11 protein-coding genes are annotated in these 17,950 nt (G+C 64.3%); 7 read left to right on the top strand and 4 right to left on the bottom strand.

What is annotated here, in order from left to right:
* Nucleotides 1-95: 95 nt before the first annotated feature.
* Entirely contained in the window at nucleotides 96-464 is a 369-nt protein-coding gene (locus tag H6955_21340; GenBank protein MCP5316114.1) for a hypothetical protein, read from the bottom strand.
* 91 nt (nucleotides 465-555) lie between these two features.
* On the opposite strand from H6955_21340, the gene H6955_21335 reads away from it, so the two are divergent.
* A protein-coding gene (locus tag H6955_21335) for an IS3 family transposase (protein ID MCP5316113.1) occupies nucleotides 556-1,706 on the top strand; the annotation gives its coding sequence in 2 pieces (ribosomal slippage) (nucleotides 556-793 and nucleotides 793-1,706; 1,152 coding nt in all).
* 750 nt (nucleotides 1,707-2,456) lie between these two features.
* On the opposite strand, the gene acs is transcribed toward H6955_21335, so the two are convergent.
* Both acs and H6955_21325 read right to left on the bottom strand, forming a co-directional pair.
* Nucleotides 2,457-4,403 (bottom strand): acetate--CoA ligase, encoded by a 1,947-nt coding sequence (gene acs, locus H6955_21330; GenBank protein ID MCP5316112.1) that lies wholly within the window; start codon nucleotides 4,401-4,403, stop codon nucleotides 2,457-2,459.
* A 146-nt stretch (nucleotides 4,404-4,549) separates the two neighbouring features.
* Entirely contained in the window at nucleotides 4,550-5,443 is an 894-nt protein-coding gene (locus H6955_21325) for a LysR family transcriptional regulator (protein MCP5316111.1), read from the bottom strand.
* A 188-nt stretch (nucleotides 5,444-5,631) separates the two neighbouring features.
* Here H6955_21325 and acnB point away from each other — a divergent pair, with 188 nt between their 5' ends.
* From acnB to H6955_21305, 4 genes are all read left to right on the top strand, one after another.
* Nucleotides 5,632-8,235, top strand: coding sequence for a bifunctional aconitate hydratase 2/2-methylisocitrate dehydratase (acnB, locus tag H6955_21320; protein MCP5316110.1), 2,604 nt, complete (start codon nucleotides 5,632-5,634; stop codon nucleotides 8,233-8,235).
* A gap of 363 nt (nucleotides 8,236-8,598) precedes the next feature.
* Nucleotides 8,599-9,009 carry a hypothetical protein gene (locus H6955_21315; protein MCP5316109.1) on the top strand — a complete coding sequence of 137 codons (411 nt, stop codon included), beginning with the start codon at nucleotides 8,599-8,601 and terminating at the stop codon, nucleotides 9,007-9,009.
* Nucleotides 9,010-9,279: 270 nt separating this feature from the next.
* On the top strand, nucleotides 9,280-12,114 hold the full coding sequence (locus H6955_21310; GenBank protein ID MCP5316108.1) for a 2-oxoglutarate dehydrogenase E1 component: 2,835 nt from the start codon (nucleotides 9,280-9,282) through the stop codon (nucleotides 12,112-12,114).
* A gap of 216 nt (nucleotides 12,115-12,330) precedes the next feature.
* Nucleotides 12,331-13,116, top strand: coding sequence for a hypothetical protein (locus tag H6955_21305; protein ID MCP5316107.1), 786 nt, complete (start codon nucleotides 12,331-12,333; stop codon nucleotides 13,114-13,116).
* 25 nt (nucleotides 13,117-13,141) lie between these two features.
* On the opposite strand, the gene H6955_21300 is transcribed toward H6955_21305, so the two are convergent.
* The gene (locus tag H6955_21300; protein MCP5316106.1) at nucleotides 13,142-13,336 is read right to left on the bottom strand and encodes a hypothetical protein; all 195 of its coding nucleotides are present in this window, start codon (nucleotides 13,334-13,336) and stop codon (nucleotides 13,142-13,144) included.
* A 246-nt stretch (nucleotides 13,337-13,582) separates the two neighbouring features.
* On the opposite strand from H6955_21300, the gene H6955_21295 reads away from it, so the two are divergent.
* Together H6955_21295 and H6955_21290 are read left to right on the top strand one after the other, a co-directional pair.
* On the top strand, nucleotides 13,583-14,692 hold the full coding sequence (locus tag H6955_21295; GenBank protein MCP5316105.1) for an efflux RND transporter periplasmic adaptor subunit: 1,110 nt from the start codon (nucleotides 13,583-13,585) through the stop codon (nucleotides 14,690-14,692).
* Nucleotides 14,689-17,796, top strand: coding sequence for an efflux RND transporter permease subunit (locus tag H6955_21290; protein MCP5316104.1), 3,108 nt, complete (start codon nucleotides 14,689-14,691; stop codon nucleotides 17,794-17,796). The genes H6955_21295 and H6955_21290 overlap by 4 nt, the downstream gene beginning before the upstream one ends.
* The last annotated feature ends 154 nt before the right edge of the window (nucleotides 17,797-17,950 follow it).

Here is a 17,950-nt window from a genome sequence, read left to right as displayed (position 1 = left end):
AGCCAAAAAGCCCGAACGCCTGAAGAACTATTCAATGCAATCGCCTGAGCGTTGCACTTCAAACTTGATGCTGGGACTTTCGAACCCATGGGAGCCTATTCTTTGGCCCAATTCGAGTGCCTTCGGACGCTACTGATTTCACCGATAATTTCCTCCAGACTGAAATTTTCGAGGAGCGTTTTCTTGTATGACTCCGTTAGCCTTTCGATGTTGTTCAACCTTTCCAGAGGCCTTAATTCGCTGAAGTATTTCTCGAGCTCGCTGAAGAACTCCTCAGGATTGGTGAAATTGGCGACCACGGTCGGCTTTCCACTCGAGATACCCATAGAGAACTCGCCTTCCAAATCTTCGATCTCCGAAAACGCTTCGCTTGTGAGAAATGAAACCGCCCGATTTTCGCCAACTGATTCGGTTGGTAACAGCGGAGGACTGGCTTCAACAACAGGAAAGAAGCCGCGCTGCATCAACGAGGACGCCTTATACAAGAGGCTGGCAAGCCCCGACTATCGTAGACACCCGGCAGCGTTAAACTAACGCAAACCAAAAGGTGTGGAAATGAGCGGGAAACGTTACCCGGAAGAATTCAAGATTGAGGCGGTGAAGCAGGTCACCGAGCGCGGCTACAAGGTCAGCGAAGTGGCGCAGCGTCTCGGGGTAACCAGTAAGAGCCTGGGCGACTGGATCAAGCGCTACGGTGACCAGGGCAGCCAGCATCAGACGATCAGCGCTCAGCAGGAGGAGTTGCGGCGATTGAAGGCTGAGCTGAGGCGGGTGACAGAGGAGCGCGACATCCTAAAGGAGGCCGCCGCGTACTTCGCCAGCGAGTCAAAGCGAGGTACGCGTTCATAAAGTCCCGGCTCAGCAAATACTCGGTGGCAACGATGTGCCGCGTCCTGGAGGTTCAGCGCAGCGGCTTCTACGCCTGGTTGAAGCAGCCCAAGAGCCGACGTGAACGTGAAGACGAGGGCCTGCTTGGCAAGATCAAGCAATTCTGGATTGAAAGTGGCTTTGCCTACGGCTACCGCAATATTGCCAAAGACCTACGCGACACGGGCGAGTCCTGTGGCAAGAATCGGGTACATCGGATTATGCGAACCGCTGGTATTCGCTCGCAGCGTGGCTACAAGCGTCATCCGGGCTTCAAAGGCGGCAACGCTAGCCATGTTGCGCCGAACACGCTGGATCGGCAGTTTGAGATCGACGAGCCGAACAAGGCCTGGGTCACGGATTTCACCTATGTCCGCACCCATGAGGGCTGGTTGTACGTGACCGTCGTCCTCGACCTGTTTTCACGCCAGGTCATCGGCTGGAGCATGAAGAACAATCCACGGGCGGATCTGGTCATCGACGCCTTGCTGATGGCTGTTTGGCGCCGTCAACCGAAGCAGCGGGTGCTGATTCATTCGGATCAGGGCATCCAATACACCTGCAGCGATTGGCGCAAATTTCTCGACGACCACAACCTGGAAGCCAGCATGAGTCGACGGGGCAACTGTCACGACAATGCCGTGGCCGAGAGCTTCTTCTCGCTGCTGAAGACCGAGCGCATCAAACGGAAGATCTACAAGACCCGGAACGAAGCACGCGCGGAGATCTTCAATTACATCGAGTTTTTCTACAACCCGAATCGCCGGCATGGCAACAACGATGGGCTGTCGCCCGTCGCCTATGAGCAACGGTATTTTGAGAAGCTGTCAGTTGTCTAGAAAACTCGGGGCTTGCCAGGGCTTAGCTCCATTTTTTCGCTACCAAACCAAACACTGCGGGGCTTCCAACAAACATGCGTTGATATTGCCGGCCCCAATCCATAGTTTTTCAATCGTCCGATCCTCAGCAATTCGACGCTTCCATCTTTATTTTCACCGTGATCGATTCGCACAGATTCAGCAGCTTCTGGTATTCCGGACAACAGCCTTTCTGCAGCCTCCGGTTCAACGCCAGGAACCCTGCGGCCAGCTTTAACAAACTTAATCGGATACCTGTATCCTCCGCGTTCGAATGCCAAGTGAGGTATTTGACGTTGGCGACGGTCCGTTTGCACTTCGCGTAGGGCTCGAGCAGACATGAACAACGACGCAATTACGCCGACAACCGTAAAGCCAGCGATAACCACTTGTGCGATTGAGCTCCAATCAGCGAGGGAAAGTGAATCCATAGACAATCCTTTTTGTGCCTAACAGATAAACAGACAGATTCTTCCTGATCCGAGATAGGCAGACTTCGTATAACGCAATTGATAGATGGTGGGGATTACGTTGGAAAGCGCTTGATCTGCATGCGGATTCCTGTCCATTTCTTGTTTTCTCCTAGGTGTGAAACGAAGACTAGCACACGGCAGATTCTTGTCGGCCATGTCAAATCCGGCACGCGGGTAGAGCAAAAAAAGCCCGGCACAAGGCCGGGCTAGCAGATGTCGCAAACGCCCGGCCGATCCGGCCGAGCGCTAAAGATATCTATTACTTGTTCTCGCGATTGTCGATCAGGTTGTCGACCACGGTCGGGTCGGCAAGCGTCGAGGTGTCGCCGAGGTTCTCCAGCTCGTTCGCGGCGATCTTGCGCAGGATGCGGCGCATGATCTTGCCGGAGCGGGTCTTCGGCAGGCCCGGTGCCCACTGGATCAGGTTGACCTTGGCGATCGGGCCGATCTCGTTGCGAACGAGCTTCACCAGCTCGGCCTTGAGTTCGTCGGTGCCTTCCTCACCGGCCATCAGCGTGACATAGGCGTAGATGCCCTGGCCGGTGAGTTCGTGCGGGTAACCGACGACCGCGGCCTCGGCGACCTTGTCGTGCAGCACCAGCGCGGACTCGATCTCGGCGGTGCCGAGGCGGTGGCCGGAGACGTTCAGCACGTCGTCGACGCGGCCGGTGATCCAGTAGTAGCCGTCCTCGTCACGGCGCGCGCCGTCACCGGTGAAGTAGTAGCCGGGGTACATCGCGAAGTAGGTCTCGAAGAAGCGCTTGTGGTCGCCGTAGACGGTGCGCATCTGCGACGGCCACGGATGCTTGATCGCGAGGTTGCCCTCGGCCGGGTTGCCGGTGATCTCGTTGCCCTGGTCGTCGAGCAGGCAGGGCTGCACGCCGAAGAACGGCTTGGTCGCCGAACCGGGTTTCAGCGGGGTCGCGCCCGGCAGCGGGGTCAGCATGTGCGCGCCGGTCTCGGTCTGCCACCAGGTGTCGACGATCGGGCAGCGCTCGTCGCCGACCACGCGGTGGTACCACTCCCAGGCCTCCGGGTTGATCGGTTCGCCGACGGTGCCGAGCAGGCGCAGCGAGCTGCGGCTGGTCTTCTTGACCGGCTCTTCGCCGGCGCCCATCAGCGAGCGGATCGCGGTCGGCGCGGTGTAGAAAGTCGCAACGTTGTGCTTGTCGCAGACCTGCCAGAAACGCGAGATGTCGGGGTAGGTCGGGATGCCCTCGAACATCAGCGTGATGGCGCCGTTGGCCAGTGGGCCGTAGACGATATAACTGTGCCCGGTGACCCAGCCGACGTCGGCGGTGCACCAGTAGACCTCGCCGTCCTTGTAGTCGAACACGGTCTTGTGGGTCATCGCGGCCTGCAGCAGGTAGCCGCCGGTGGTGTGCAGTACGCCCTTCGGCTTACCGGTCGAGCCCGAGGTGTACAGGATGAACAGCGGATCGTCGGCGTCCATCTCCTCGGCCGGGCAGTCGGCCGATGCCGCGGCGAGCGCCTCGTGGTACCAGACGTCGCGGCCGTCGTGCCAGTCGACCGGGTCGCCGCCGCGCTTGACGACGATGCAGGTGTCGACCTGCGGACAGGATTCGAGCGCCTTGTCGGCGTTGCGCTTCAGCGGTACGCGCTTGCCGCCGCGCATCGACTGGTCGGAGGTGATCACGCACTTGCAGTCGGAGTCGTTGATGCGGTCTTTCAGCGCGTCGGGCGAGAAGCCGCCAAACACGATCGAGTGCACGGCGCCGATGCGCGTGCAGGCGAGCATCGCGACCGCGGCCTCGGGGATCATCGGCAGGTACAGCGAGACGCGGTCACCTTTCTTCACGCCACGGCTCTTGAGCACGTTGGCGAACTTGCAGACCTCGTCGTGCAGTTCTTTATAAGTGATCTTGCGGTCGACGTTCGGGTCGTCGGCCTCCCAGATGATCGCAACCTGGTCGCCGCGCGTGTCGAGATGGCGGTCGAGGCAGTTGTACGCGACGTTGAGCTTGCCGCCTTTGAACCAGTTGATGTGCAGGTCGTCCTTGCCGAACGACCAGTCGAGCACCGTGTCCCACTTCTTGAACCAGGTCAGATACTGCTCGGCCTGTTCGCCCCAGAACCCGGCCGGGTCGTCCACCGAGCGCTTGTACATGGCCTCGTACTGGTCGGCGGTGACGTTGGCCTGGGCCGCGAACGCGGCGGGTACGGGGTAGGTCTTAACCTCTGACATGGCTCATCCTCCGGGAACGGTATTCTAATTTGAGTCGGATATTCTTCTGGGCGGGAGAAAAGACTGTCAACGCGCGGGGTATTAAACCGCTTAATGATGAACATTCGCACGCTGTCTCCCGGAAGCCGGATAGTACGCGTTTCTGCTCATCCGTGCAGGCTGCACAGGCGCTGTTTGAACGCCGCCGATGCCGGCGACAGCGTGGCGCCGCGGCGTGCGATCACCGCGAGCCGACGCTCGATGCGCAGACCCTGTACCGGCACCGCGACCGCGTCGCCGTGTTGCTCGACACCGAGCTGGCTGACGAACGCCAGGTTGCCGGTCGTCGAGACCATGCGCAGGATCGCCGGGATCGAGCGCAGTTCCATCACGACGTTGATCTCGACGCCGGCCTCGCGCAGCTTGCCGTCGATAATCTGGCGCAGCGCGCTGCCGGCCTCGAACGCGACGAACGCCTGGTCGGCGAGGTCTTGTATGCGCACGCGGCGACGTGCGACCAGTGGATGGTCGTGGCGCGCGACCAGCACGATGCGGTCGGTGGTCAGCGGGGTGATGTCGAGATCGCGGTCACGCACCGGCAGCGTGACGACGCCGAGTTCGAGGTGACCGGCGGCGACGTCGTCGGCGACCTCGCTGCTGCCCGCCTCGCGCATCTGGAAGCGCACCTGCGGATGCGCCGCCTGAAACGCCGCGATCGCCTCGGGCAGGATGAACGATACCGCGGTCGCGCCGCCGCCGATGCGCACCGTGCCGCCCTCGAGGCGCTGGTGGGTCGAGACCATCTCGCGCAGCTGGTCGTAACGCGCGACGATGCCCTGCGCCTCGGTCTGCACCAGGCGGCCGATCTCGGTCAGGGTCGCGCCCTTGCGCCCGCGCGCGAGCAGCGCGACGCCGAGGTGGTCTTCGAGCTGCTGCAGGCGGCGCGACAGCGCCGGCTGGGTGATGCCGATGCGCTCCGCCGCCTCGGTGATTGCACCGGTCTCGGCGACCGCCAGGAAGGAACGTAACAGGGTCAGATCCATATCATGCAAAAATAGCATGCTATTTATGCAAAGTATCCATTTTACGTATAGAAATCCCTTTGCTAGTTTTCTGCACAACAGGCCGGTAGCCGGTGCTGTCGCAAGATGGCTTGCGACCGGCCGGCTGTCACCCACGCTTTAACCACCCGGCGACTGCCGCTCGCACCCGAGCGACCCGGTCCCGCCGACGCGAATGAGGTCCTGAAATGCTCCAAGCCTATCGTGAACACGTCGAAGAACGCGCCGCCCAGGGCATACCGCCGCTGCCGCTGAACGCGGAGCAGGTGAACGAACTGGTCGCGCTGCTGAAGGCGCCGCCGGCCGGCGAGGAGGCGACCCTGGTCGAGCTGCTGACCGACCGCGTGCCGCCGGGTGTCGACGAGGCCGCCTATGTGAAGGCCGGCTTTCTCGCCGCGGTGGCGAAGGGTGAGACCGCGTCGCCACTGATCGACAAGCACCGCGCGGTCGAGCTGCTCGGCACCATGCTCGGCGGCTACAACATCCAGCCGCTGATCGACCTGCTCGACGATGCCGAGCTGGGTGCGCTCGCCGCCGACCAGCTCAAGTACACGCTGCTGATGTTCGACGCCTTCCACGACGTCGAGGACAAGGCCAAGGCGGGCAACGCGAACGCCAAGGCGGTGATCCAGTCGTGGGCGGACGCCGAGTGGTTCACGCGCAAGCCCGACGTGCCGGCCGAGATCAAGCTGAGAGTGTTCAAGGTGACCGGCGAGACCAACACCGACGACCTGTCGCCGGCGCAGGACGCCTGGTCGCGTCCGGACATCCCGCTGCACGCGCTGGCGATGCTGAAGAACGCGCGCGACGGCATCGAGCCGGACGACGCCGGCAAGGTCGGTCCGATCAAGACGATCGATGCGCTGAAGGAAAAGGGCCTGCCGCTGGCCTATGTCGGCGACGTCGTCGGTACCGGCTCGTCGCGCAAGTCGGCGACCAACTCGGTGCTGTGGCACATGGGCCAGGACATCCCGTTCGTGCCGAACAAGCGCCAGGGCGGGGTGGTGCTCGGCGGCAAGATCGCACCGATCTTCTTCAACACCGTCGAGGACTCGGGCGCGCTGCCGATCGAGTGCCCGGTCGACGATCTGAACATGGGCGACGTGATCGTCCTCAAGCCCTACGAGGGCCGGATCGAGGACGAGGCCGGCAAGCTGCTGAGCGAGTTCGGCCTGAAGACCGAGGTGATCCTCGACGAGGTGAAGGCCGGTGGACGCATCCCGCTGATCATCGGGCGCAGCCTGACGACCCGGGCGCGCGAGTCGCTCGGCCTGGGTCACAGCGAGGTGTTCCGTACGCCGGTCGATCCCGCCGACAGCGGCAAGGGTTTCACGCTGGCGCAGAAGATGGTCGGCCAGGCCTGCGGCGTTGCCGGCATCCGTCCCGGCACCTATTGCGAGCCGCGCATGAGCACGGTCGGCTCGCAGGACACGACCGGTCCGATGACCCGCGACGAGCTCAAGGAGCTCGCCTGCCTCGGTTTCTCGGCCGACCTGGTGATGCAATCGTTCTGCCACACCGCGGCCTACCCGAAGCCGGTCGACATCAACACCCAGCACACGCTGCCGGACTTCATCCAGACTCGCGGCGGCGTCTCGTTGCGTCCCGGTGACGGCATCATCCACAGCTGGCTGAACCGCATGCTGCTGCCCGACCAGGTCGGCACCGGCGGCGATTCGCATACCCGCTTCCCGCTCGGTATCTCGTTCCCGGCCGGCTCCGGCCTGGTCGCGTTCGCCGCGGCGCTCGGCGTGATGCCCTTGGATATGCCCGAGTCGGTGCTGGTGAAGTTCACCGGCGAGATGCAGCCGGGTATCACGTTGCGCGACCTGGTCAACGCGATCCCGTACGCAGCGCTGCAGCGCGGCCTGCTGACCATCGAGAAGAAGGGCAAGAAGAACGTCTACAACGGTCGCATCCTGGAGATCCAGGGCCTGCCGAACCTGACCGTCGAGCAGGCGTTCGAACTCTCCGATGCCTCGGCCGAGCGTTCGGCCGGCGGCTGCACCATCGAGCTGTCGGAGGAGTCGGTTGCCGAGTACCTGCGCTCGAACATCGTGATGCTGCGCTGGATGATCGACAACGGCTACGAGGACCAGCGCACGCTCGAGCGGCGCGCGCGCGCGATGGAAGAGTGGTTGAAGAACCCGTCGCTGATGCGGGCCGACCCGGATGCCGAGTATGCCGAGGTGATCGAGATCGACATGTCGGCGATCACCGAACCGCTGCTCGCGTGCCCGAACGACCCGGACGATGTGAAGCCGCTGTCCGAGGTCGCCGGCGACAGGATCGACGAGGTGTTCATCGGTTCTTGCATGACCAACATCGGTCACTTCCGCGCCGCCGGCAAGCTGCTGCAGGCGGCCGGCGAGGTGATCCCGACCCGTCTGTGGATCGCGCCGCCGACCAAGATGGACGAGCACCAGCTGATGGAAGAGGGCTACTACAATATCTATGCGACCTCGGGCGCGCGCACCGAGATGCCGGGCTGTTCATTGTGCATGGGTAACCAGGCACGCATCGCGGCGAACTCGACCGCGGTCTCGACCTCGACGCGCAACTTCCCCAACCGTCTCGGCCAAGGTGCGAACGTCTACCTCGCGTCGGCGGAACTCGCGGCGATCGCCGCGGTGCTCGGCAAGCTGCCGACCGTCGAGGAGTACATGCAGTACGCGACGAAGATCGACAGCATGGCGCCGGAGATCTATCGCTACCTGAACTTCGACAAGATGCCGGAGTTCGTCGAGTCGGCGAAACGCGGCCAGGAGGTCGTGCTCAAGCTCGCGATCTGACGCACACTTTCGGTCGTCAGCGATGCCAGACCCCGACCCGACCGGTCGGGGTCTGTGCGTTTCGGCACACCGATTGCAGCGCCCGGTGACGTACAGGGCCGCGGGCCGGGTGCCCGGCCGATGCCTCGGTAGTCGCTTTTTTCCCAAACAAAGACGGCCGGCAGATCGCGTCTGGGAACGAATTAGCAGAAATACGACAATAAATCGTTTGTCAAGAACTTTAGAAAGTACTAAATTAGTTGACAAGAAGGGTGCCGGATGCTGCACGGCAGCAAGGGCATTCCGGGCCGTACGGCAATATCAAGAAACGCCGTAAACGGCCGATATCGTAAGTGCTTGGTTGAACAACGGTGCGGTGACGACATGGCTATCGAAAAAACCCGTGACGAGACTCAGAAACTGGTGGTCGAGACGATCGACGACGAGCGTCGGCCCCACGAAGACCAATATGTCCACTACACGCACGAGATGACTGACGGCGCCAAAGAGGGATCGGGGCGTTTCGTGGTCCGTGCGGTGCCGCTGTTGTACGGTTTCCTGGTCGGTGGCCTGATCGACAACCTGTCCGCCGGATTGGCTGTCGGTGCCAGCGTGTCGGCGATGGTCGACCTGACGATGGGCGAGGGCTCGCTGCTGCGGCCTTTGCTGCGTCCGTTCGCGATGGCCGGTTGCCCGGTGGTCGCGGTGTTGGCGAACGGCCTCGGCCGGGGCATCGGCCTGCTCGGTCTTCCGGTACCGAACGCACTGCGCGACGTGCGCTGCGGCGTCTCCTGATCCCGCCCCGCCGACGGCACCGCGTGCACGTCGGCGGTGCAATGCAGGGTGGGAATGCGCGCTGCTGGTGCGATCTCACCGCGGCGCCCGTGCCTTCAAGCACCTTCATCTCCTGGCAATGCGCGGCGACTTGTCGTCGGTCAACTTAACGCCCGCGACATTACTCCAGCGGCGATAGCGTTCCCCGTATAATCCAGCGAGGCAATCGCACGGCGCGGTCGCGCCGATGCCTGCCGTTGTAACGCCAAGGTGCGCGCGAAGATCGACCCGATGGACAAGCCTCTCAAGACCCTGCGTCGGACCTCGGGTTTCAGCGGCGCCAATGCCGAATACATCGATCAACTGTACGAGGCGTTTTCCGATGACCCGGAGAGCGTGTCGCCGGAGTGGCGCTCGTTCTTCTACGGCTTCGAACAGGGCGCGGCGGATGGCGAGCCGACCGCGGACCGCACCCGTGCTCCCCTGACGCCGGAGGACCGTACCGACACGCTGTCCGGCATCGAACGCCTGATCCTCGCCTACCGCCTGCTCGGCCACCTGTACGCCGACATCGATCCGCTCGGCCTGATGCCGCGCAAGCATCCGCGCGAACTCGACCCGAGCTATTACGGCCTCGACGAAGAGGCGCTGCAGCACCCGGTCAACGTCGTCGCGATCGATGCCGAGAAACCGCTGCCGGCGCGCGAGGTCGTCGAGATCCTGGAGCGCGTCTACTGCGGCACCATCGCCAGCGAGCACATGCATATCTCGGCGTCCGACGAGCGACGCTGGATCGAGCGGCGCCTGGAATCGAGTCGCGGCCGCTGGGCCGAACAACACGCGTCGCAGGCGCGCATCGATACGCTGCGCGACCTGACTGCCGCCGAGGGTCTCGAACAGTATCTGCATCACCGCTACGTCGGGCAGAAGCGCTTCTCGCTCGAGGGCGCCGATGCGTTGATCCCGCTGCTCGACGAGATCGTCCAGGGCGGCGGTCGGCGCGGCATCACCGACATCGTGATCGGCATGGCGCATCGCGGCCGCTTGAACGTGCTGGTCAACCTGCTCGGCAAGGCGCCGAGCGACCTGTTCTCGGAGTTCGAGGGGGTGCCCGGGGCGACCGCGGCGAGCGGCTCGGGCGACGTCAAATACCACCAGGGCTTCTATTCGAACATCCAGACCCCGGGCGGTCCCGTGCACCTGTCGCTGGCGTTCAATCCGTCGCACCTGGAGATCATCGCGCCGGTGGTCGAGGGTGGCTGCCGTGCGCGCCAGGACCGCCATGAAGAGGACGCGACCGACCTCGTGCTGCCGGTGATCGTGCACGGCGACGCGGCGTTCATCGGCCAGGGCGTGGTCACCGAGACGCTGAGCCTGTCCAAGACCACCGCCTACGGCACCGGCGGCACCGTGCACATCGTGGTCAACAACCAGATCGGTTTCACCACCAGTCACCCGCACGAGGCGCGTTCGACGCTGTACTGCACCGAGGTTGCGAAACTGATCCAGGCGCCGATCTTCCACGTCAACGGCGACGATCCCGACGCGGTGCTGTTCGTCACCCGCCTCGCGCTCGACTACCGGATGACGTTCCACAACGACGTGGTGATCGACCTGGTCTGCTATCGGCGCCATGGGCACAACGAGGCCGACGAGCCGATGATGACCCAGCCGCAGATGTACCAGCGCATCCGGCGGATGCAGACGGTGCGTGCGCTCTATGCCGAACGGCTGGTCGCGCAGGGCCTGATCGAGACCGCCGAACCCGAGGCGATGCGCGAGGCCTACCGTGCGTCGCTGGAACAGGGCCAGGTCGTGGTGCGCGAGTTCCTGCACGGTTCACGCACCGGCTACGAGGCGCACTGGGAGCAGTACCTGAACGCGCGACCCGACGAGGTCGTCGAGACGCGTGTGCCGTTGCCGAAGCTCACCTGGCTGGGACAGCGTGCACTGCATCTGCCCGAGGGATTCGAACTGCAGCGCGGGGTGAAGCGGGTCGTCGACGACCGCCAGCGGATGCTCGACGGCGAGCAGCCGCTCGACTGGGGCATGGCCGAGACGCTGGCGTACGCCACCCTGTTGCACGAGGGGCACGCGGTGCGCCTGTCGGGCCAGGACTCGGTGCGCGGTACCTTCGCCCACCGGCATGCGGCCTTCCACGATCAGCAGAGCTTCCGTCAGCACGTGCCGCTGGCGCACCTGTTCGCCGGCCAGCCACGCTTCGAGGTGAACAATTCGCTGTTGTCCGAGCTCGCGGTGCTCGGCTTCGAATACGGCTATGCGACCTCGATGCCGAACACCCTGGTGATCTGGGAGGCGCAGTTCGGCGACTTCGGCAACGGCGCGCAGATCGTGATCGACCAGTTCATCGCCAGCGGGTTCCTGAAGTGGGGCAGGCTGTGCCAGTTGACGCTGTTCCTGCCGCACGGCTTCGAGGGCCAGGGACCGGAACACTCCTCGGCGCGGCTGGAGCGCTACCTGCAGTTGTGCGCCGAACTGAACATGCGTGTCTGGGTACCGAGTACGCCGGCGCAGTTCTTCCACCTGTTGCGCGACCAGATCAAGCGCCGCTTCCGGCGGCCCCTGATCGTGATGACCCCGAAGAGCCTGCTGCGGCACCCGCTGTCGAAGTCGCGGCTCGAGGCGTTCACCGACGGCGCGCTGGCGACGGTGCAGCCGGACACCGACGAACTCCCGGTCGATGCGGTACGGCGCGTGGTGCTGTGCAGCGGCAAGGTGTATTTCGACCTGCTCGCGGAGCGGCGTGCGCGCGAGCTCGACGATATCGCGATCCTGCGTGTCGAACAGCTGTATCCGTTTCCGCGCCGCCGTCTCGCCGAACATCTCGCACGTTACCGCAACGCCGCGGAGATCGTCTGGTGCCAGGAAGAGCCGCGTAACCAGGGTGCCTGGTACCAGATCCAGCACCACCTGCGTGTGCTCAGCGGCGACGATCAGTCGCTCGGTTACGCCGGCCGGGCGCCCTCGGCGTCGCCGGCCTGCGGCGATGCCGATCTGCACCGTCGGCAACAGCGCGCATTGATCGATACCGCGCTGGCACCGGGGCGTGTCGAAGACCCCGGCGAGCGCCTCGACGACACCGACGGCCACCACCTCGGCGCCTGACCGGCCGCCGTGCGCCAGACGGTCGACGCGCGCAGCGTCGACCCGCCGTCACTATCCTGGTGCGATGATCGTCGCCGTTGGCCCAACACGGTGCGCGATCGGGCCGGCCGCAAAAACCAAGCCGATGAAAAGCCTGCAGTTTGTGCCGTGGCATACGCGATGCATGCAAACTCGGGTCGCTACCGAGGCGGTCATCCCACCGCATGGATCTCGCAGATGCCTGGTTTCACCCCGACGAACCTGCGCTCACTGGTCGAACCGCTGGGCGGTCTGCTGGGCAGGCTGGATCGGCGCACGGTGCGTTACCTGCAACTGAGCGAGGTCAGCCTGGTGCTGCTCAGCCTGATGCAGGACATGCAGCTGCACCGCGGCCTGAGCTGCACGGTGCTCGACGGCCGGGTGGATTTCGTCCGCGAACTCGACGCGGTCGGCGGCAAGCTGCAGCGTGCGCTGCATACCCTCGAAGACCAGTACGGCAGCCGGCACGCGGTGTTTGCGCGCGGCGAGTGGCAGGCGCTGCGCGACCGCTGGGAGGCGTTGTACCGCAACTGGCGGGATCTGGACTTCTTCACCAATCTCAATGCGCACAGCGAACTGGTACTCGGCGTCGTCGAGATCCTGCGGTTGTTCGCCGAAGAGCACGCCGCGCTGCTCGGCACGCAACGCGTCGCGGTGATCCGCGCCTGGCCGCCGATGGTCGAACACCTCGGCATGTTGCGCGCGCTGGGGCTGTACTCACTGGCGGCAACGGACGACTTTGCCGACCAGCGGCACCAGGCGGCGATGACCAGCCACTACCATGCCGCCTGTCGCACGCTGAGTGCGGCTGCGCGTTGTGAAGCGGACGACCTGGTGGTCAGTGAGAGCGAGGCAATGCTGCACGCGGTCGAGGCGATGCTGCAGGATGCGCAGCAGCGCTCGGATGCGCAGGCGTATTTCCATCACATGACCGCGGTGATCGACGCCTGGTATGCGTCGATCAGGTCGCGGCTGTTGATTTGAGAGGGTAGCCCTTACGAACGGACTGCTAACGCGGCGTGATGAAGAATTTCATGATCGCGGCCGAGGTCTCGCCGTCGGCGACGATCGCGGCGGTCCACTTGGGGATCGCCTGCACCGCCCAGATGATGAACACGACCAGGACGATCTTGCGGCCACGCGACATCGCGTTGAATCGGTCGAGCAACTCGGCCGACTGTCCGCCCTTGATCTCACTTTTCATACCTGCTCCTTTGGGATCGCCCACCGTCTTTGCGGTTTTGGGACTGGACGCAAGCGTAGCACCGCCGTGGAAATCTTCCAGCGATGCTGAAAGTAGGGTAATTGGCGCTCGCCGATCGGCGGTCGGGGCGCTATTTTTTTCCTTACGGATCAGTGCCGAAGCCGGAACGCGCGGCGCCGTCGCCGCGCGCGGACCGCGTGCTAAGCTCCGGCGTATCCGGAATCGAGATCGCAGGGTGAGACACGCATGAGGCGTTCGCAGGGTTTGCTCCGCTGGGTGTGCCGATTGGGGTTGCTCTCGGTGTGCTGCTGCGCGGGTGGCGTCGCCGCCGCGCCGCCGGTGCCGGTGATCGTGTCGCAGGTCGAGCGGGTGCCATTCGAGGACCGCATCGAGGCACTCGGCACCCTCAAGGCCAACGAGTCGGTGGCCCTGACCGCGTCGGTGACCGAAACGGTCAGCGTGCTGCATTTCGACGACGGCGACCGCGTGGCCGCCGGCCAGACGCTGGTCGAGATGACCAGCGCCGAGGAGCACGCCCAGCTGCGCGAGGCGCGCGCGTTGGTGACCGAGGCCGAACAGCAGTACCGGCGGGTCCAGGCGCTGGCCACCCAGGGTACCGCGTCCAAGTCGTTGTTCGACGAACGCGACCGCGAACTGAAGACCGCGCGTGCGCGCCTGATCGCGATCGAGTCGCGCCTGTCGGATCGTCTTATCAAGGCCCCGTTTGCCGGTGTCGTCGGACTGCGCAACATCAGTGTCGGTGCGCTGGTCGAGCCGGGCGATCTGATCACGACGCTGGACGACGACACGGTGATGAAACTCGACCTCGCGGTGCCCAGCGTCTACCTCGCCGGGCTCGCGCCGGGGCTGCCGCTGATCGCGACGACCCGCGTGTTCGGCGAACGCGCGTTCACCGGCGAGGTCAGCGGTGTCGACAGCCGCGTCGACCCGGTCACGCGCTCGGTCGTCGTGCGTGCGCGGCTGCCGAATCCGCAACGCCTGCTGAAACCCGGGATGCTGATGCAGGTGACGCTGCGCAAGGATCTGCGCGAGGCGCTGGTGATCCCCGAGGCGGCACTGATGCCGGTCGGCCGCGAGCAGTTCGTGCTGGTCGCCGAACCCGGCGACGACGGTCACAAGGTCGCGCGGCGGCAGATCACGATCGGTACCCGCCGGCCGGGCGAGGTGGAGGTCATCGACGGCCTGCAGCAGGGCGAGCTGGTGATCACCCACGGCACCATGCGCGTGCGGCCCGGGCAGACGGTGAAGATCGCGGCGATCGATGACGGCTCACGTTCGCTCACCGAGCTGGTGGGCACCGGACGTGAGGCGGGCGCGGCGGCGAACCGTCCATGATCCTGTCCGACGTGTCGGTAAGGCGGCCGGTGCTCGCATCGGTGATGTCGCTGCTGCTGATCGCATTCGGCATCGTCGCGTTCGATCGCCTGCCGCTGCGCGAGTATCCCGATATCGACCCGCCGGTGGTCTCGATCGAGACCGTCTACCGGGGTGCCGCGGCCAACGTCGTGGAGAGCCGCATCACCCAGGTGATCGAGGATCGCATCTCCGGCGTCGAGGGCATCCGTTTCATCGAGTCGACCAGCGAGGACGGCCGTTCGGTGATCACCGTCGAGTTCAACGTCAGCCGCGATATCGACGGTGCCGCCAACGACATCCGCGACCGCGTGTCGACCGTGCTCGACGACCTGCCGGTCGAGGCCGATCCGCCCGAGATCCAGAAGGTCGACAGCAATGAAGACGTGATCATGTGGCTCAACCTGGTGAGCGACCGGATGACGGTGCCCGAGCTGTCCGACTACGCGCGCCGCTACCTGGTCGACCGATTCTCGGTGCTGGACGGTGTCGCCCGGGTGCGCGTGGGCGGTGGTCAGACGTTCGCGATGCGCATCTGGCTGGACAGGCGCGAGCTGGCGGCGCGCGGCATGGCGGTCGCCGATGTCGAGAACGCGCTGCGCGCGGAGAACCTGGAACTGCCGGCCGGCAGCCTGGACTCGGTGGACCGCCAGTTCACGGTGCGCATGGCACGCAGCTTCCGCACCGCGGACGACTTCGCACAACTGGTGCTGGCACGCGGCGACGACGGTTACCTGGTGCGGCTGGGCGACGTGGCACGGGTCGAAAAGGGCGCCGAGGAGACGCGCACCTTCTTTCGCGGCAACGGTGTGCCGATGGTCGGTATCGGCATCATCAAACAATCCACCGCGAACACCATCGCGGTCGCCGATGCGGCCAAGGCGGAGATGGAACGCATCAACCCGACGCTCCCCGAGGGCATGCAGATCAAGCAGAGCTACGACACCTCGGTGTTCGTGCGCGGCGCGATCGCGGAGGTCTACAAGACGCTGGGCATCGCGATCGGTCTGGTGGTCCTGGTGATCTTCGTGTTCCTCGGCGGCCTGCGTGCGACGCTGGTGCCGGCGGTCACGGTGCCGGTGTCGCTGATCGCGACCTTCCTGGTGCTGTGGGCGCTCGGCTTCTCGATCAACATCCTCACGCTGCTCGCGCTGGTGCTCGCGATCGGCCTGGTGGTCGACGACGCGATCGTCGTGCTGGAGAACATCCATCGGCGCATGGAGCAGTATGGCGAATCGCGCCTGGTCGCCGCGTTCAACGGTACACGGCAGGTCGGCTTCGCGGTGATCGCGACCACCGTGGTGCTGGTCGCGGTGTTCGTGCCGATCGCGTTCCTGCAGGGCGATGTCGGCCGGCTGTTCTCGGAGTTCGCGCTGACGATGGCGGCGGCGGTCGCGTTCTCGAGCTTCGTCGCGCTGTCGTTGTCGCCGATGCTGGCGTCGCAGATCCTGCCGCGGCACGACCGCCAGGTCCGCCTGACGGTCTGGGTGGACCGGGGGTTCGGCGGTATCCGCGACGGCTACCTGTGGCTGTTGCGCGGCGTCCTGCACCACAAGTGGATCATCGGCCTGGTGTTCATCGGCATCCTCGGCGGGAGCTACTGGCTGCTGCAGCAGATCCCCGGCGAATATGCGCCGAAAGAGGACCGCGGCGCCTTCTTCGTGCTGGTCAACGGACCCGAGGGTGCGACCTACGAGTACATGCAGGAGTACATGGACGAGATCGAACGGCGCCTGATGCCGCTGGTCGAGTCCGGCGAGGTCACGCGTCTGCTGGTGCGGGCGCCGCGCACCTTCAGCAACTTCGCGATCTTCAACAGCGGCATCGTGATCCATGTGCTCGACGACTGGAACAAGCGACGCCCGGCCTGGGCGATCATGGACGACATCCGCAAGCGGCTGTCCGATCTCTCCGGGGTGCGTGCCTTTCCGGTGATGCGCCAGGGCTTCGGCAAACGCATCCAGAAACCGGTGCAGTTCGTGATCGGCGGTGGCACCTATGCCGAGCTGACCGAATGGCGCGACTTACTGCTCGACCGCATCGAAGCATCGAACCCGGGGCTCGAGGGCGTGGACTGGGACTACAAGGAGACCAAGCCGCAGCTGCAGGTGCTGATCGACTACGATCGCGCGGCCGACCTGGGTGTCACGGTCGGCGACATCGGCCGCACGCTCGAGACGATGCTGGGATCGCGCCAGGTCACCACCTATATCGAAGAGGGCGAGGAATACGACGTCATCCTCGAGGGCGAGCGCGACGCGCAACGCACGCCGACCGACCTGTCCAACCTGTATGTCCGCTCACAGCGCAGCGGCCAGCTGATACCGCTCGCGAACCTGGTGCGCCTGGAGGAGGTCGCGGACTCGATCAAGCTCAATCGCTACAACCGGGTGCGCGCGATCACCATCGAGGCCAACCTCGCGGACAATCTGCCGCTCGGTGATGCACTGGCCTATCTCGAGGGGCTGGTGCGGGACAACCTCCCGGGCAAGGTGATCATCGACTACAAGGGACAGTCGCAGGACTTCCGCGCGACCGGTGAATCGATCCTGTTCGTGTTGGTGCTCGGCAGCGTGGTCGTGTTCCTGGTGCTGGCGGCGCAGTTCGAGAGCTGGATACACCCGCTGGTGATCATGCTGACGGTGCCGTTGGCGATGGCCGGTGCACTGCTGGGGCTCTATCTGGGCGGCTTCTCGCTGAACCTGTATAGCCAGATAGGGTTGATCATGCTGGTCGGCCTCGCGGCCAAGAACGGCATATTGATCGTCGAGTTCGCGAACCAGCTGCGCGACCAGGGCGAGGCGTTCCACGATGCATTGCTGGAAGCGACGCGTGTGCGCTTTCGTCCGATCGTCATGACCGGCATCACGACCGCGGCCGGTTCACTGCCGCTGCTGTTGTCATCCGGTGCCGGGGCGGAGACGCGCGCCGTGATCGGTACCGTCATTCTATATGGCGTTCTCGCCGCAACCCTGTTCACCCTGTTCGTCGTACCGGTTGCCTATGATCTGCTTGCGCGGCATACCGGTTCACCGAAGGCGCAAATGCGCCGCCTGGAAGTCGAACTTGGCGAGCAGGAGACCTAGCAGCATCCTTGGTTTCTGGTCGCGACATTTGAGTTAGGCCAAGTTTTTCCCAGAAAAGTCTCCGGCTTTAACCTGCGTTAATCAGGTCGTCCTTTGCGGGGTCCCGCGTCTGCGCTAAGAATAAAAGCCATAAACGCGCGCGGCACTGACGGTG

The sequence above is a fragment of the Chromatiaceae bacterium genome, assembly GCA_024235395.1.
Lineage (GTDB): Bacteria > Pseudomonadota > Gammaproteobacteria > Chromatiales > Chromatiaceae > Thiosocius.
Note: the sequence above shows the minus strand (reverse complement) of the source record. Positions and strands in the feature narration are given on the sequence as shown.

Excerpts from the sequence above, each read along its gene's own strand:
- H6955_21300 (MCP5316106.1), bottom strand. The coding sequence starts at position 13,336 with ATGAAAAGTGAGATCAAGGGCGGACAGTCGGCCGAGTTGCTCGACCGA.
- H6955_21340 (MCP5316114.1), bottom strand. The coding sequence starts at position 464 with ATGCAGCGCGGCTTCTTTCCTGTTGTTGAAGCCAGTCCTCCGCTGTTA.
- acs (MCP5316112.1), bottom strand. The coding sequence starts at position 4,403 with ATGTCAGAGGTTAAGACCTACCCCGTACCCGCCGCGTTCGCGGCCCAG.
- H6955_21290 (MCP5316104.1), top strand. The coding sequence starts at position 14,689 with ATGATCCTGTCCGACGTGTCGGTAAGGCGGCCGGTGCTCGCATCGGTG.
- H6955_21315 (MCP5316109.1), top strand. The coding sequence starts at position 8,599 with ATGGCTATCGAAAAAACCCGTGACGAGACTCAGAAACTGGTGGTCGAG.
- H6955_21310 (MCP5316108.1), top strand. The coding sequence starts at position 9,280 with ATGGACAAGCCTCTCAAGACCCTGCGTCGGACCTCGGGTTTCAGCGGC.
- acnB (MCP5316110.1), top strand. The coding sequence starts at position 5,632 with ATGCTCCAAGCCTATCGTGAACACGTCGAAGAACGCGCCGCCCAGGGC.
- H6955_21325 (MCP5316111.1), bottom strand. The coding sequence starts at position 5,443 with ATGCTATTTTTGCATGATATGGATCTGACCCTGTTACGTTCCTTCCTG.
- H6955_21305 (MCP5316107.1), top strand. The coding sequence starts at position 12,331 with ATGCCTGGTTTCACCCCGACGAACCTGCGCTCACTGGTCGAACCGCTG.
- H6955_21295 (MCP5316105.1), top strand. The coding sequence starts at position 13,583 with ATGAGGCGTTCGCAGGGTTTGCTCCGCTGGGTGTGCCGATTGGGGTTG.